The 17173-nt window shown below is 33.7% G+C and carries 17 protein-coding genes; 16 read left to right on the forward strand and 1 reads right to left on the reverse strand.

Going from position 1 to position 17173, the window contains the following annotated elements; translation table 11 throughout:
• Position 1: 1 nt before the first annotated feature.
• From RBG61_RS06455 to RBG61_RS06465, 3 genes are read left to right on the forward strand one after another with little or no spacing between them, the layout of a single operon-like run.
• On the forward strand, positions 2-1822 hold the full coding sequence (locus tag RBG61_RS06455) for a VirB4 family type IV secretion system protein (RefSeq protein WP_307946911.1): 1821 nt from the start codon (positions 2-4) through the stop codon (positions 1820-1822).
• Complete coding sequence (locus RBG61_RS06460) at positions 1822-2727, forward strand: M23 family metallopeptidase (RefSeq protein WP_307946912.1); 906 nt, start codon at positions 1822-1824, stop codon at positions 2725-2727. Before RBG61_RS06455 ends, RBG61_RS06460 begins: the two co-directional genes overlap by 1 nt.
• A gap of 14 nt (positions 2728-2741) precedes the next feature.
• Positions 2742-3116: a hypothetical protein gene (locus RBG61_RS06465; protein ID WP_307946914.1), complete on the forward strand. Its 375-nt coding sequence runs from the start codon at positions 2742-2744 to the stop codon at positions 3114-3116.
• Positions 3117-3417: 301 nt separating this feature from the next.
• Here RBG61_RS06465 and RBG61_RS06470 read toward each other — a convergent pair whose 3' ends face one another.
• Complete coding sequence (locus RBG61_RS06470; protein WP_307946916.1) at positions 3418-4446, reverse strand: M42 family metallopeptidase; 1029 nt, start codon at positions 4444-4446, stop codon at positions 3418-3420.
• Positions 4447-4567: 121 nt separating this feature from the next.
• Between RBG61_RS06470 and RBG61_RS06475 the strand changes: the two genes are divergently transcribed.
• From RBG61_RS06475 to RBG61_RS06535, 13 genes are all read left to right on the forward strand, one after another.
• Positions 4568-5593 carry a hypothetical protein gene (locus RBG61_RS06475; RefSeq protein WP_307946919.1) on the forward strand — a complete coding sequence of 342 codons (1026 nt, stop codon included), beginning with the start codon at positions 4568-4570 and terminating at the stop codon, positions 5591-5593.
• 210 nt (positions 5594-5803) lie between these two features.
• Positions 5804-6985, forward strand: a complete 1182-nt coding sequence (locus tag RBG61_RS06480; protein WP_307946921.1) for a hypothetical protein — start codon at positions 5804-5806, stop codon at positions 6983-6985.
• Positions 6986-6996: 11 nt separating this feature from the next.
• Positions 6997-7467, forward strand: a complete 471-nt coding sequence (locus RBG61_RS06485) for a hypothetical protein (RefSeq protein ID WP_307946924.1) — start codon at positions 6997-6999, stop codon at positions 7465-7467.
• Positions 7468-7802: 335 nt separating this feature from the next.
• Positions 7803-8552, forward strand: coding sequence for a hypothetical protein (locus RBG61_RS06490; protein ID WP_307946927.1), 750 nt, complete (start codon positions 7803-7805; stop codon positions 8550-8552).
• Positions 8553-8616: 64 nt separating this feature from the next.
• Positions 8617-10530, forward strand: coding sequence for a hypothetical protein (locus RBG61_RS06495; RefSeq protein WP_307946928.1), 1914 nt, complete (start codon positions 8617-8619; stop codon positions 10528-10530).
• A gap of 89 nt (positions 10531-10619) precedes the next feature.
• A complete protein-coding gene (locus RBG61_RS06500; protein ID WP_307946929.1) occupies positions 10620-11144 on the forward strand; it encodes a hypothetical protein in 525 nt (174 codons plus the stop codon).
• Between the two features lie 19 nt (positions 11145-11163).
• Entirely contained in the window at positions 11164-11748 is a 585-nt protein-coding gene (locus RBG61_RS06505; RefSeq protein WP_307946931.1) for a hypothetical protein, read from the forward strand.
• Positions 11748-13688 (forward strand): hypothetical protein, encoded by a 1941-nt coding sequence (locus RBG61_RS06510; RefSeq protein WP_307946934.1) that lies wholly within the window; start codon positions 11748-11750, stop codon positions 13686-13688. Before RBG61_RS06505 ends, RBG61_RS06510 begins: the two co-directional genes overlap by 1 nt.
• A gap of 67 nt (positions 13689-13755) precedes the next feature.
• Complete coding sequence (locus RBG61_RS06515; protein WP_307946936.1) at positions 13756-14010, forward strand: hypothetical protein; 255 nt, start codon at positions 13756-13758, stop codon at positions 14008-14010.
• Positions 14011-14020: 10 nt separating this feature from the next.
• Positions 14021-14431, forward strand: a complete 411-nt coding sequence (locus tag RBG61_RS06520; RefSeq protein ID WP_307946938.1) for a prepilin peptidase — start codon at positions 14021-14023, stop codon at positions 14429-14431.
• Between the two features lie 5 nt (positions 14432-14436).
• Positions 14437-15138, forward strand: coding sequence for a Flp pilus assembly protein CpaB (gene cpaB, locus RBG61_RS06525; protein WP_307946941.1), 702 nt, complete (start codon positions 14437-14439; stop codon positions 15136-15138).
• 12 nt (positions 15139-15150) lie between these two features.
• Positions 15151-15852 (forward strand): hypothetical protein, encoded by a 702-nt coding sequence (locus RBG61_RS06530; protein ID WP_307946943.1) that lies wholly within the window; start codon positions 15151-15153, stop codon positions 15850-15852.
• The gene (locus tag RBG61_RS06535) at positions 15845-16792 is read left to right on the forward strand and encodes an ATPase, T2SS/T4P/T4SS family (protein ID WP_307946945.1); all 948 of its coding nucleotides are present in this window, start codon (positions 15845-15847) and stop codon (positions 16790-16792) included. Before RBG61_RS06530 ends, RBG61_RS06535 begins: the two co-directional genes overlap by 8 nt.
• The last annotated feature ends 381 nt before the right edge of the window (positions 16793-17173 follow it).

The raw sequence follows: 17173 nt of genomic DNA on the forward strand, positions 1-17173 counted from the left end.
AATGAATAAAGCCGCTCAAACTGTAAAAATAAACGCTAAATTAGTTAATGGTATTGCACCCATTAACTTTAGATTTGGTAAAGACATAATTAACTATGGTGAAGCCGATTGCATAGGTGGTGTTGTAGTGAATTATCCATCGTCAGTCGAGTATGAATGGTTAACAGATGTATGTAACTTAAAAAATACGATAACTACGCTTATGTATACTCCATCTGAAAGTGCTGAAGTAGTACTTAAGGAAGTTAGTGATATGGTTGCAGTACAACAACCAATTGCCGAAGGTATAGTACACGCAAGTCCATTGGAACGTGTACGTGCAAGTCGACAAGCTGAAGATGGTATTAATGTTATGGATCAGATAGGTAATAAGAATGAATCCGTTGGTGATTTAGCAATTGGTGTGTTAACCATAGGAATAGACGATGCAGATGTAAGAAAAAAATTCAAAGTTACGAAAAACAAATTTGCAGGTAAAACCTTTCGATTCTCTGTTGTTCCATTTATGCAAAAAGACATACTAGACCACGTTTCACCTTGTAATTTACCGAATGAATTGATACAAGGAGTAACCAATCAACTGATGCCTATTCGCTCATTACTAGGAGGTTATCCGTTTGCCTTTGCCGGATATAATGATGGCGAAGGTATTTATGTTGGAAAAGATAGTGCCGGTAATCTAGTCATCATAGATTTCTGGCGTCGTGGTGGTGACCGTACGAATTCCAATTTAGTTCTAATGGGTGTTTCCGGAGTCGGAAAATCCACTGCTTTAAAACATCTGATACAAGGTGAATGGGAACAAGGAACAAAGTTCATCATCATTGATCCACATGGTGAATATAAGGACTTGTCTGAAAATCTAGATGGAGATTGGATTGATATTGTAAACGGCGTTGGCGGTAAGATAAACTTATTCCATATTTACAAAAAAACACAAGAAGATAACCAAGAAAAAAATACTTTAAGTGATTTAGCTAAACACATTAACAACTTAGAAGTCTTCTTCAAATTATACCTTGATTTGAATCCAATTCTAACCGCTATTTTAAAAGAATGTATTGAACTAACCTATCAATCAAAAAAAATTACATGGGAAACGGATGTTTCAAAATTAAGAGCAACAGACTATCCTATTATGGAAGACTTATATAATGTAGTTTTACATTGTGCTGAAGAAAACGAATCCACATTAAAGCGTTCTGAAACGAACTATTATAAGGAATTGGGACTACTCCTTAGAAATATTGCAAAAGGATCTGATAGCTTTATTTGGAATGGTTACTCAACAGTTAACCCTACAAAAGATATTGTTATCTTTGATACTTCTGCTGTTAATGGTACAGCATCCAACATAAAAGCTGCCTTATACCATACAGTATTAAATTATTGCGAAGATTACTTGTATCGTGATCGTAATGAAAGAGTAATCTTAGTAGCTGATGAGGCGCATAATGTTATTGATAAAAGACTTCCCGAAACAATCACAAGACTTGCGAACATTGAAAAGTCATGCCGTAAATTTGAATCTGGTATTTGGATTTGTTCGCAACAGTTAATTGACTTTTTAGATGAAGCAATTAAGAAAGAGGGACAGACACTTTTAGATCAGCCGAACATTAAAATCCTAATGCCTGTAGGCAAAGGAAGAGATTTAAAAGAACTGCAAGAGCTCTACAATTTAACCGATGCTGAAGTTGAGATTTTAATGCAACAAAAACGTGGTGTTGGTATTCTTTTTATTGGTTCAAGACATATCATAATTGAATTTGACATACCACAACATCATCTAGAAGCTATGGGTACTGGTGGTGGACGATAATGTCAGCTTCAGCTACAGCACGAATCATCTTAGAAGTCGTATCGACCGTTACTGATAAAGAAAAAAGGCAAAAAATATATTATATTTGCTTAATCCCACTTGGATTGATTTGCATATTCTTCGCTGCTACATTTATCTCACCGGAGGAGGATACAAAGTTATATACTGCTGCTATTCAATCGGTCAAGACAAAGTACGATATACCAAACTCAATTGATTGTAAGTTAATTCGAAGTATTTACCTTCTTTCAAATGAGTCTTCTTCAACTGCTAATCAAAATGATATAGCTTCTTTTATAGAAAACTATTTTATAAAAGAGAAACAATATGCTGATCAAGAAGACAATAAAACAGGTACAGTGTTCTTAGAGCATAACGAAATACTGGAGCGACTGAAAGACAAGCCATTTTCTCTTCCAGAAGATACAATTGACGTACTCACTTTAATTTATAAGTCTAATAGTGATTTATTTTATGAAGGTAAGTTCCCATTTCCTTGCGATGGTGAGATTGGGTGTGCTTATGGCCAACGTATTCATCCGATTACAGGCAAGCCAGAATTTCATACTGGTGTTGATATTTGTGGTGAATGGCATAGACCTATTAAAACAATAGCAGACGGTAAGGTAGTTCAAGTAAACAATGCAAAGAGCGGATATGGTAACTTCATTATGATTGAACATGAAATTGATGGAGAAAAATTCTATAGCTTCTATGCTCACCTTTCTCAAACACTAGTAAATAAAAGTGATACTGTTATGCAAGGGCAACAAATTGGTGTTGAAGGTGGCTCGGCATCCGATAGTAATCCCGGTACTTCTACTGGTCATCATTTACATTTTGAAATTAGAAAAAGTCCAAAGTTCGGAGATACAATTGATCCAGCAATTTATTTATTAAAGTAAAAGAAAGTATACAGTTGGAACAATTGTTTATTATTGATAGAATTGAGGTGGATTTAATGGAAACTTCTGAATTAAGAAAATCGGCTTTACTATATAAAGAAACTCTTGCAGATTTAGTGCTACATCAAAAAATTAAATTATCAGATATACCTTTTAAAATTCGTAAGCGTTGCAGAGTGTTTTACATATATGCGAAACGGGTTTCTCGCTATAATCCAAAGGAGTACCTTGATTTTATAAGACTCGTCTTTTCTGATTATGATAAGTTGTTAAAAAAGGAAAAGGAAGTTTTATATGATATAGTTGACACAATAATGGAGTGGGATAAAGATGTTCTTATCAAAAACGAAATACAACCACCTAAAGACTACCAATCAAGATATCGTTAAGCTTCTTGCAACAATCGAAGAATCAAGCTAAAACTAAATGGCTTGACACCTGCTAAACACAGATACCAAGCCATTCAAGTTGCATAATTATTGAATTGTACAAAATTAAACAAAAACTTTGTCTAACTTTTTGGGTCCACTTCATTGTTGGCCAGCTTGGTTTTATAGCATCAACCTATTACAACAAAGGATACGGCAGCGTGTTAATGCTACAACTGATTTTTTATGTAAGCCAAACTCTTTAAGCTTTTCGCTGCGAATAATGTTATCCCCCGCTGTATAAAATTATTATTTGGTTTTTTTAGTTAATGTAATCTTTTATTAGCTCAAATGTGTTTTTTACACCTAATTTATGAGAACGCTCATAACCATGTGAAGCATAAACGCCGGGACCGATTAAGCAATGTTTTATATCATGTCCTGCGTTTAGCGCAACATCTGCATCAGAGCCATAGAAAGGATAAACATCAACTGCATAGTCAATATTATTATCTTTTGCGGTTTTTATTAGTGCTGTTGTAACTTCATAATTAGATGGACCATGGCTGTCTTTTGCACAGATCGATACTTTTTTCTCATCACATTCAAGATAGTCACCAACACAACCCATGTCTACTCCAAGAATTTCTGTAACACAATTTGGAATTGATGAAGCACCGCCGTGCCCAACCTCCTCGTATACGGTAATGTGAATGTATACCTTACGATCAGGAATAATTTTTTCATCTTTTAAATATTTTGCATATCCTAGCAATATAGCCACACTTAGCTTGTCATCTAAAAATCGGCTTTTTATATATCCATTTGGGGTTATTGTTGTTTTGGGGTCAAAACAAACATAGTCTCCAACATTAATTCCAAGTTTTTGAGTATCTTCTTTTGACTTTACATCTTCATCAATAACAATTTCCATAGTATCAAATGTTCTATCTTGAGTTGAATACTCTTTATTTACGTGAACAGAAGCGCTGTCCATTTGAAGAGTTCCGCTAAAAGTTCCACCAAAACGTCCTACAATTGTACAGTTTTCAGCCTCGGTATTTTGTGCTTGTAATCCACCAATTGGGGAAATTCTGAGTCTTCCGTTTGACTTTATTTCTTTTACCATACCGCCTAGTGTATCTACATGGGCAGTCATTAGTAATGCGCTACTTTCATCTTTTCCGCCTAAATCACAGATTACCCCACCTTTTGTTGTAAGAACAGGAGAATAACCCATTTCAGTTAACGTATTTACTACATGCTCACTTACCTCTTTTGTAAATCCTGATGGAGAATTAATTGCTGTAAGCTTTTTAAGCTTTTCAATTATATAATTTGTATAATCCATTATTACACCTCACGTTAATTTTTTGTTCTTATTTTACCACATACAAATAAACTTATCTATAAAAATGAAAAGCAATTAGTTTTATTAAACTAATCTCTCAGCTTGTAAGGAGGAATTTTAATTGATTGCATTTATTACTACACCAGAAATGGTAACTATGTTAACACAAAACATAGACGAAACATATGAATTAGTACCGGATATGATGGATATTAGAGCTGTGGTAAGCAGATTTAAGAATATCCGTCACTATTCCAACATTATTATTGATTTAAATGTACTAGAGAACAGTGACGATGAAATCACATCACAATTGTACTTATTAAAAGCTATGAATGACACTAATATTATTATCATAGCTCAAGGAAAATCACATGGTAATACCCTATTAAGCGAGCTCGTTAAAAATGGTTTTTACAACTTTGTTTTGTCATATGATGAAAAACATATGCTACAGGAATTTAATGAGTGTTTAAATCATATATGCTTTGATAAGGTAAAACAATATGTTATTGAGGAACCGCAGCAACAGAAAAAAGGAATATTCACTAAAAAGAAAACCACACCAGTTGTAAAACAAGTTACTACAATTGGCGTGGTTGGGGTTTTACCTCGAATTGGCACAACTACACAAGCTATTAGAATAGTTAAATCACTCATTAACAGTAATATTCATTCGTGTTATGTTGAGCGTAACCAAAGTAATCATATTTCTTTTATCAGTAACGTGTTCTCAGAAGCTTGCGAGGAACAGCCTGGTTTAGTAACATATAAAAATGTTCCTATGTATTACGAAGATCCTACTAATTCTGATTCATATGAATATATCATTTATGATTATGGCGCAGTTTCGGAAGAGGTTTTACAAAAGCTATCTACTTGTGATATAAAAATAATTGGTGCCGGCACAACAGCTTGGGAAATGACAGCACTCGCTCCGTTACTTAATCAATATGATAATTCTTTTTATCTTTTCTCATTCACTGACAAAAAAGAGGAACAAGACTTACTTGACTTTATGGAAAGTAACTGGACTTCATCCTTTATCTGTGAGTTTGTTCCGGATATGTTTTCAGATCTATCTGATGACGAAAAAAAAATCTATCATAAGTTAATTCAGACGGCGAAAAAAATTACGCTGATATAGCTAGTATGACTTTGAATAAATAACTTCGCGACATAATGTCGTGAAGTTATTTATTATATTGTAATTACACCACAATTGGGATTTTATAGATTATAAAATAACAATATTTATTAATTGATTTTAGTAAATTTAAGTGTTAAAATGTCCAAGATATCACTTGCAAAATAATTTAATTAAATTTTTGTAAATAATTATTAGGAGAAGATAAAAATGAAAAAAGCAAAAAAGATATTATCACTTGTGTTAGTTTTGTTAATATTGGTGTCTGTAAATAATTCTGTATTTGCTGCAAATGAAACTATAATAACGGAACAGGAATTAAAAAATGCATGTGAAAAATATGCCCAAGTTTGGATTAATGGTATGAAAGAGGATAAGTCTAGCTACTATTCTGTTAAAGAAAGTATTGAAGTTACCGATATTAATGATATGCCATATGGATATTGCGTCGTTATGCAAAAAGATGGAGTTCAAAATGGATATGTGATGGTTAATCCATATAATATTAACAACTATGTATCTGAATATGCTTTAACAGGTGAAGGTTTATATAATTCTATTGAAAAATCCAATGATAAACAAACAAATTCTAATACAAATTTAGTGAGAAATTATTTAACTAAAGGTTTTATAAAGAAACAAAAAAAACTGGTTAAAATTGGTGATTTTGAATATGTAACAGAAAATAATGATATATTTAGTAAATCATATTTAAGTGAACATGGGGAAGTTTCTAAACAAGAATTAAAAAGTGAGTTTAGAAGTTTAAAAGAATCATCCTATACTGACGCTAGTTATGTTAATGTATTTAAAGCAATTATTGATGCAGCTTCTGTTGGAACTCAGTCCTCAGATCGATATGCTGTAAAAGGTTATGATATTAGGCTTTTTGGTAGTAATGATATAAATAGCAGTAGTGGTAAATATAATTGTGGTTGTTTAGCAGCTTCAAATATTATGTATTACTATAAAATGTCCAGAGGAAAAGGTAATCTGCTAGTTGATTCTAATCTATATAGAACATACGAACAATTATGGACTAAAATGAATGTGTATTGGAATTCAAATTCAAAAGAGTATTCGGTTAACGTAGATAACGCTATTAGTGGTATTAAAAGTTATGTAAAATCTAGAGGATATAATTGTATAACAAAAAGAGTAGATAATTGGAATGGTATAAAGCAAGAAATTAATGCCAATAAACCTTTGTACTGGAGATTTACAGCAGCAGAAAATGCGGGTCATGCTGTATATGCTGCTGGATATGTTGCTAATACAAGTGGTAAACAATATATTCGTGTTGCAGATGGATGGAATACATATTATAGATTCTTTAGATATAGTGATGCAACGTACGAAAGTAGATTTGGATATTCAATTTCTGTTAGTTAGGAGCTTAAAAGATGAAAACTAAAAGATTACTTGTAGTTTTAGTTTTATTGTTAGTTGTGTTAATATGTATATTATATATTATATTTCCAATATTCGCTGGCTATCAATCACTTGAAAATATAGATCAATACTATAAAAAATTCAATCCAAGTAAAATTGATGTTATCTATGTTTCCAATGATAAACAAGGTTCACGTAGTATTGTAGATGAATTTGTAATTAGTCAGTGGAGAGAAGAGTTAAGTAATCTAAAATTTAAAAAATCTCACTTGCAAATTAGGAACAAACTACAATATAAAGATATCAACTCAGTTATTGAAATTCACACCACTGATGGACTTAGTTTTATATATAATATGAATAATATATATAATGGTTTTCAATATAAAACAAATAAAAATATAGATAAGCTTTATAATAATACATATATAGTAGCTAAAAATATATTGAATAAACCTGTTGAATCAGATGGAAATGATTAGAAATAAATAAGTATTAGTTCAACTAACTTATGTAATATGGATAAAAAGCTTTTATTTCTTTAAATAATATTCTAAATATGTTTATAATGTTTAAAATGGAAGATAGTTAATAGATAAAAAAGAACTTCACGACATAATGTCGTGAAGTTCTTTTTATACCAAAATTATTAAGGAATGTTACTATAAACAGAAAAGAAAATCAGTCATTAAAACATAAACAAACCTAGTAAAGTACTGTATTTATCATTAATCTATTTGCGCAAAAAGCTTGAAATATTCCCTAAAATATGGTACAATAAATACATAGAAAGAGACAGGAAAGGAGTTAAGACATAATGACAAAAATAAGAGATTTCTTTAAAAATAAACGCAATATTGTAATTGTACTAACCGTTGGAGTAGCAATTATTGTTATAACCACAACTACTATATTGATAAATAAACAAAATAAACCTGTTGCGGCAGCACAAGCTCCTTCATCAGATGAAACATCAAGCGTTACCGTAAATGTTCCAGATATAAAGGATGATACTTCATCTAGTGAGGTAAGTTCTCAAACATCATCTGAAAGCCTTAAAGTAGACGGTGAAGTATCATCCAAAGCAAATACATCATCCGCCAAAATAACGGTATCAGCACCGCCAAAAGCATCATCCACTAGTAAACCTACCCCTCCGCCTCCAAGCAAGCCAAAACCTCCAGTATCATCAACATCGACACCACCCCCAACGCATGAAGTTGAACCAGTTACACCTCCAGTAAATCCCGACCCAAATGGACCTCAGCATGGAGATACGATGAAGTCGTTAATAGATGGTAGAACATTATACTATCATGTTGGACTAGAAAATTGGATAACAGAGCCTATGTGGGAACTTTGGAGCAATTATCCTAATGCAAAAAAAATAATGATTACAGATACTAGATGGGAAGTTGATACGTCATTTTTAACCGAGGGTGAGAAAATTTACAAAAAAAGTAGTGGAACATATGTGATTTGGTGTACTGTTCAAAAATGTTGGATTGTAGAGAAATCATATAACTACAATACACATACAGGCAATGACCACGGACAACCTAGATAATATATAGAGAAGTATGATTGATTTCATACTTCTTTTTTATTCTAAAGAAAGGATAAAATGCATAATGCAAAGATTAAGAAAGTTAATTTTCAGCTTATTTATAGTTATTTTTGTCACTCTACAAGGCATAACCGTATTTGCGTATAATCAACCGAGTGCAAATAGCTATGATTTTGAATGTTCTCATATTGAACTCCTCACTGATACCATACGTGAAGAAAATGTATTTAAAGTTAAGGCAGTATTTAACTACTACGCAGTGAATAACGGTTATTGGTATCAACCGCCAGATATATGGGTAACATGTTCAGATTGTGGCGGTAGTGGTAATAAACAATGTCCTAACTGTGGAGGTAGTGGTGGTACATATCAACCAGTTGATATTCCATGTAATGCACCAGGGCAACCACGTTGTCAATCAAGTTGTGACGGATGGGATTATGAATGTTCTATATGTCATCATATTCAAACATCAGATTGTGGAGAAAGAAATTATTGCGCACACGTGTACACTGCACATCAAATAAGAGTCCGTAAATGTTCTTGTGAAACAGGAGAAACCGAGAACGTATGGTTCCCATGTCCCTCTTGTAATGGCGGTGGAACAATTACTTGCCCTAGTTGTGGTGGAAGTGGAGGACATTATGAAACTCCACCAATGCAATGGATACCACCTACTCGTCCATCAACAGGAACTACTAAAATTGATTTCTTAATTGATGGAAAAGTGCAATGCACCAAAGACGTTGAAATTCAAATAAACAAAGAAAATGTAAGCTCTTCGTGGGAAGTTTGGGGAACAATAAACGTTGAAGCTGAACTAAATGCAGGTGAAAATATAGGCACAAAAAACGTAGAAGCTCGTATCAACTGGGACTATAGAAATAGAGAAATAAATGCAAACAATAATAGCAAAAGTACAAGTATCAATGTAATACCGGCAACTAATTTAAAGATTGAAATGATGGAACCAAACGCACCGTATCGAACCGATACGGATGTTATTACAACATATCGTATCATAAACCAAGATGATATTGGTGCACTCAATATTCGTCCTAAACACAATTTAACAGCAATATTTAAAACCCTCAATTCTACTACGAATGAACTAATTTCAAAAAGTAAGGTTGAGGGCATTGTTATACCTATGCAAGGTACGAATATTGTTTACTTTAAGTGGCACGTACCGAAGGACTATCAAGAAGATAATATCAAACTGCAATGCGAAATTAACACAAGCAAAGGAGTAAATGAAACAAATTATAATGATAATGTTGTCATTGGTACAAATGAGGTACAGAAAACTTTTGTAATGGATACACCCGATACAGTATTTGAAAGTCGCCCTTATTGGTTTAGTCCACCAAATGGAAATGAAAAAGTTGATACATTAGCCAAAACAGAAATTAACAATGCCAGTTGGGAAGTCTGGAAATGGGACAATAAAACTGCTTGGTATAGAAAAGAAACATATGGGTTATCAGTGAACACTGAGCAGAAGATTACTCCTAATGAAAACTGTCCCTCAAAGCAATTGCTAGCTAAAGATATATGGCAAATACGATCGGGATATGGATTCAGCTTAAATGTGCAGACAAGCATGACTTATCATAAAGAAACAAAAATGCCTAGTACTAATGCATTTACTTCAATACAACATGCAAATGCATATTTTCCGGAGTATAAATATAATAACGGTCATGGAAGATATCGAACGCTAGAACAAACAAATCAAAATAAATTTGAATTTTACACCAATGAAAATACCATTACAAATACGGGAACCAAAGACTATAAGCGAGTCCATTTTACACCGCTATGGTACCCTGATGGAGAATACATTATAAAGATATATATATACGATTGTTGGACACCTTTAGGAATGTTGAGCATGACATCCAATACAAATCCAATTCAGATTAAAGGTAATATGTATGACGATTGGTATATAAGTCATTCAAAACAAATACCCTAAATAGCTAGAACTTCAATATTTAATATTAACAGTAAGATCACCTAACGGTAACTTACTGCTTTTTTATTTGCTGAAAGTGAGGTGAGAAATTGAAACAGCAAGGAAAACCAAGTAAGAAAAAATACATATGGATTGTGATTATCCTAATGTTAATCTTACTTTTCATTCTTTTATTATCAAACTGTGGTAATAAAAAGAATGGCACATTAGTGAATTGCCCTACACCAAGCGCAGTTGTGGAAGAAGGTGAAATTGAGCGCAAATCGGTTGAAGAAATTAAGAATGAGTTGCAAACTCAAGTTGATAAAAGCATGATCAGCATGAGGTTTAATGCAACACCATCAAAAGACGCAGACGGTTTTTATAATCTTATGATTGAATGCACAAGTAAAAACACAAACAATTATATTGTCGAGATTACAAAAGCCGATACAGGCGAGCTTTTGTGGAAATCCCCAATGATGAAGCCAAATCATCATATCAAAAAAGCAAAGCTTCAAGCCCAACTACCACCGGGTATTGAAACAAGGTGCAAAGTCATTTATCATGGGTATAACCCTAATACCAATGATTATTTAGGTTTTGTACCTTGGCAAATTACAATGTATTCTTAATATGAAAGGAAAGACAGAAATGAAAAGACATTATTTATTATTAAAAGTACTATGCTTAACACTAGTAGGTTCTATCCTAGTAAGCGGTTCGGTATATGCAGCTGAAACCAAAACAACAATTGATAACCTAGGTAATAACACAGTTGCAATTACAGGAATAGTGGAACCCACTATTGTATCTGCGGATGTTACACTCACTGGAGCGTTCGCAATCAAACCAAATGAAACAGATTTAACAAAGCGTTTTATTTCACCAACAATGAAGGTAGTTAATACATCAGTTGTACCTTTAAAAGTAACTGCCGTATCATTAAAGCATGTAAATGAATCCCCTGCTGTAGTATCTTCAACAAAGTACACAGACGAACAATGGAAAACACTCGGTGTCACGGAAACACAGAAAAATATTGCGTTAGGTTTAATGGGAACAAATATCACACCATTTTGGTTTGCCGATGAAGCAACACAAAAGCCTACCAATTTGCTTGAATTAAAATCGGGTCAAGAACTTGATATGACTTTGCAAGCTAAGCACGGTCTTTCCTGGGCAAAAGGAAAACAACTTGACTATGAATTAGTATTCGAACTAGAGATGGTGGAATAATGAAACGGTTTATTATAAACCTTGCATATAGTTTCACGTCTTTGTTAATTGTAGGGGCATTATTACTCAATAATGTCCCTGTAGTAACTGCTAGTACTCCTAATTCGGACTCACTATTAGCTTGTGGCTGGGTGACTGAGTTTGACGATATAAACCATTGGGAAAGATGTATCAATCACTCGGACACAGGTGAGTATAATGGAGTGCAGCATACTGATGGTAAAAGAAACATAACACAACACAGAATGACAGTTGACATTGCAGCTACTTGTAAGAGTGAGGGAAAATGTCATTGTATAGACTGTGGTTATACAAAAATACTACCTAAGCATGAGCATACATTAACCGGCACGTGGTTACCTACTTGGTATTATCATAAAGATAGGCAGTATTGTACGACTTGTAAAGAAAACGTAGCTTTACGCAACTGTACATATGCATGGTATACTTTGCCTGCAACATATCAAAGCGGTGTGGGTAGATGTACTGCCTGCGGAAGAGAGGTAACGATACCTCCTCTAAGTACTACATGTCCAAGTGGTGGTCAGCATGACTTTCACAATCAACAATTCGTTCCTTATGATACAGAAAACTGCGGTCTTACTTGCACAAAGTGTCATAAAATAATTAAAATCCAAGAGCACAATCATAGTGAGGGTTGTCGTTTTTGCGGTGGTTGGAATACAAATGGAACCGTTAAAATTCTTGCTAAAGAGAATGGTGACGGAAAAACGCCAAGAATTAAAGTCGGTATATGGACTAGCCCTGCATATGGATGTGTGAATGGTTCTACCAGTGAGACACAGTTTTACGGGTATAACAAAAATGGCGAACTTCCGTATTTATTACCAAATCAAAACGTAACCTTTTATAACGGTTACGGTGAGATATGGATACAAGCTCAAGATGTTGACGTGTGGGGTAAATTATTTGTTTACTCTAGTCCACAAGGTAAATACGGAAGAAGTGGTTTTTACGCAAACACAGGAGAGCAATTTATAGACGATACACCACCAAGTTTTGTTAGTTACAAAGTAACACAAAAGAATTCTGCAAATAGTTGGTCAAATATCGGAACAGCAACCGTTACTGTTAAAGACATGCAGTCGGGAGATTGTCAAATGTCTGTATATGACGGCGCTAGATGTTTGAAAGATTGGACACCAATGACAAAAACAGGAGATACTTATACAGGTTCACTTGACTTTTATGGTGATTTTACAACATCGAGAGATATACTCGTCAAAGTAAAAGATAAGAACAATAATAGAAACGGTGTACCATTAAGAGTTACAAACATAGAAAACGTAGCCCCTAGCCTAAATCTCAGTGTAAAGGATATAGGCGTTGAAACTGCAACTATTGTTGCCGATGCTAATGACGGTACCGGTTCTGGCGTTAACAGAATAAGGCTCCCGGATGGTACATTTATTAGAGGTAATCATGCTGAATATAAAATAAGCAAAAATAATACTTATACTTTTCGTGTCGAGGACAATATCGGAAATGCAAGGACGAAAGTTATAACAGTAAATGATGTAATTGATTATATATCAGCTGATGTTACTTATACACCTTTTGTCATTTCCTCTGAAAAAGTCCAACCTGGATTGCTAACATTGCTAAACACTAGTGATGTGCCTATAAAGTTAACACTGAAAAGCGTAGTGGTACACACCACCGGAATTAAATTAGTTGACCCATACTATTTTACAGATGAGCAATGGCTATCTTTAGGAATGTTTGAAAGTAGTCAGTATTTTTCAATTGGCTTACAAGATAATCAAAACACGCAATGGCTATATAGCCGGAATGCGTTCAATATTTATTTGAAGCCAAAAGAAATGAAAAAATACAATGTGATTACCAAGAGTGGACGCTCATTTAAAGAACAAAAAACCATCGATATGGAGTTTCATTTTGATATAACAAAAGGTTAGTAAAGAGGTAAGAATAATATCTTACCTCCTTTTTATTTCAATAATTACGAAAGAAGAGGTTTATTTTATGAATAACAAAGTAAAAAAATACGTTGATGAAAAGTGTATAAAAGCACAACAATGGCTAGTTGAACAAGCACAAGAAACGAAAGAATTACTTCAAAACAAAGATGGTATATCACATACTACTGAAGTTCTTTTATGGTCCGCAGGCGCAGCTGCTGTTGTCTTAGTAGCAATTGGTTTATTCGTAGTATTGTTAAAGACCGATGTCTTCCCCAAATTGGGTACAAAACTACAAGAAATATTCAACTTTAAATAATATGTTAGTAATGATTCAAACAATATTTTTTATCGCAATCCTTGTTTATGCTTCAATCATAGACATTAAAGCACAAACTGTACCAACACATATATATATTCTTCTTTTGATAGTGGGCTTGATTAACATAGGCCCACTATCTTTTTTAGGAGCAGTATTTACTTTTCTCCCCCTGTTTATTGTAGCTTTTTCTACAAATGAATTAGGTGGTGGCGATGTGAAACTTGGTACAATGTGTGGCTTTGTTTTGCAAGGAGTATATGGCATTATAGGTACAATGATTGGTGTAATATTTGCACTTATTATCATTAGTTTATCCAGGACTATTCGCCACGAAAAGGTTAATGCTCCGTTTCCATTAGTTCCTTATTTAAGCACAGGCTATATTACTATTTTATTATTAAAAATATTAGTGAGGTAAATAAAATGAAATTTCTTAAGAACAGACTTGTAATTGTGGTTGTATGTATTTTAGTGGCCATAGGATTTCTAACACTAAATAACATTAACATAAAATCACACAACAAAACAACTGAAGTGGTATCCGTTGTAGGCAGCATTAAAAAAGGTGATAAAATCACAAAAGACAAAGTTAAAGCTATCCAAGTTGGCGGTTATGGTGTGTCTACAAACTTTGTAAAAGATACAAAAAGTGTTATAGATCAGTATGCTTTAGCTGATTTTGCGCAAGGAGACTATATATTAAAAGATAAAGTTGCCAATAAGCTGCCAACATCGGATGAAAAGCTTATAAAACTTGATGGTTCACGTGTTGCAATATCAGTAAATCTGAAAGATTTTGCACGTGGTTTATCCGATAAAATTATTTCTGGCGATATCGTTTCTTGTATTATCACTACAGAAAAAGGAACACAAATTCCACCAGAATTAAATTATGTAGAAGTGTTAACTACAACAACAAAATCCGGTGTCGATAAAGAAAAAGCTTCTGATAAAGAAGAGGATAATTTAGCAACTGCTACACTTCTTGCTACACCGGCTCAAGCGCAGTTACTCGCTGATTATGATAAGAATGCGGAACTGCATCTAGCTTTAGTTTATCGTGGAGATGAGAAAACTGCTAAAACATTCTTAGACAAACAAAATCAATTTTTATCTAATAAATAGGGAGGCGCTCTTATGGCACAACTCATAACTGTAACCGGTAATACAGGTAAAACGCTTTTTTCCTTTTTACTTGCTACTAAATTGGCCAATAAAGATAAAAGAGTGATTATTATTTCTACGGATAGCAATGCACCTTCATTTCTTTATGCAATGCCGGTTGAGAAAAAGGCAGAAGCAAAATCACTTGGGAAAGTACTATCTTTGCCTATTATTAGTCCACATCAAATTCTAGAAAATATGATATCCTTCTCTTGTTCAGAAAATATAGGATGCATTTGTTATAACGTAAATGAAAGCAATAACTCGTATCCCGATATTTTAGAAAGCAATCTTGATACATTCTTTAACCATTTGAATAGTCTAGTTGATTATATTATCGTTGATACTGAAACCAGGCAAAACATAATTGATCAATATTGCATTCATCGTTGTGAAAGTGAAATATGTATTGCATCTGCAGATCTAAAAGGTTTAGCATATCGACAACGATATGACAATGATAAAACTATACATGTTCTATATCATTGTAGTCCATACAACCCATTTGAAGATATACAACGTACTTATTCCAAACAAGTAAAGTACATACTTCCTTATTGCAAACAATTTGGATATATTTTTAACGGTGGACACTTCGATGACATTGTTAATATACCCAAAGCCTATGACAAGACGCTTAATAAGCTAATTAAAGAGGTAATTTCGAATGAGTAATATCTTAGAAATACAAAAGCACATTAAAAGGACCTTGCCTGTAAGTTATGAAATGTTGATGCAAGAATTACAATTAAAAATCGTTCATGATTTATGGCAAGTACATCAGCAAAACATTTCGGCTTTGGATCGTAAAGATAAAGTTATGAATTATCTTATGAAACAGCTTGAGGACCGCAAAACAACGTATGAGGGTTATACTAAACTCGAAATTGCAGAAAAGTTATATAACGATATCGAACAATATTCTGTATTAACACCTTATCTTGATCCTGTTAATGTATCAGTTGAAGGTATTAACATTAACTCATGGAAAGATATTCGTGTTAAATACTTTGGCGGTAAATCTGAAAAAGTTCAAGGCTTTCTAAACCCACAACATGGTATTGATATTATAAAAAGAATGCTTGAAAAAGAAGCGGGAATCACAATTGATAATGCAATACCAACAGCTGAAGCAAGTTTAAACAGTAATATTCGTATTACTGCATTGATTAGTCCAATTGTTCGAGAAGATGTTGGTGTTGTGGCTTATATACGTAAATTGCGTGATAAAGTCTTTAATGATGATGAGTATGTTCAGAATGGATTTGCCACAAAGAAAGTATTGAACTTTATACATACAGCAACGAAACGTGGCGTATCAGCTTTGTTTCTGGGTAAAGTGGATACGGGAAAAACAACGCTAGTTAAACACGCACTTGATTGTTTGCCAGACGATATGCAAGTCATCACAATCGAGAGTGGAGCTCGTGAAATGAATTTAGTGAAATATGATGAACATGGTAATGTTAGAAACAATGTCGTACACTTACTTACTAGAGAGCACACTGATGAAGAAAAAAACATAACGCAAGAAAAACTTGTTGTAAAAGCATTGCGACTAAATCCTGATATCTTATCTGTGGCTGAAATGCGCGATAGTGCGATACGTTCCTAACTGAAAAGGTTAGGCACTAAACAAAGAACGTAAGTTTCAGTTTAGGAGAACTGATAATCCGATAGGTGGAATGAAGGAGTAACGCCCTGAAACGCCTACCTTAATACTCCGACTGGCTCTGCTCAAAAGGCAGATGTTCAGAAGCTCGGTGAAGTCGGCAGAGAGTAACCCAAACAGAATATTACTATTGCTGTGGAAAGCTGTCCGGAGGCGGATAGTGTTACCTATATGCCGGAGGTCTATAAAATATCTATGGTGAGTATGCACAATGAATTGTGCCGACGAACTTGCGAGTTAAGAAGTCAAGAGCATTAATGCACAGAAATGTGTAGTCCCGTCAAGGGGTCAGTGAGGTATAGTAAGATTCGTCTCTATGAAACA

The sequence above is a fragment of the Paludicola sp. MB14-C6 genome (assembly GCF_030908625.1).
Taxonomy (GTDB): domain Bacteria; phylum Bacillota; class Clostridia; order Oscillospirales; family Ruminococcaceae; genus Paludihabitans.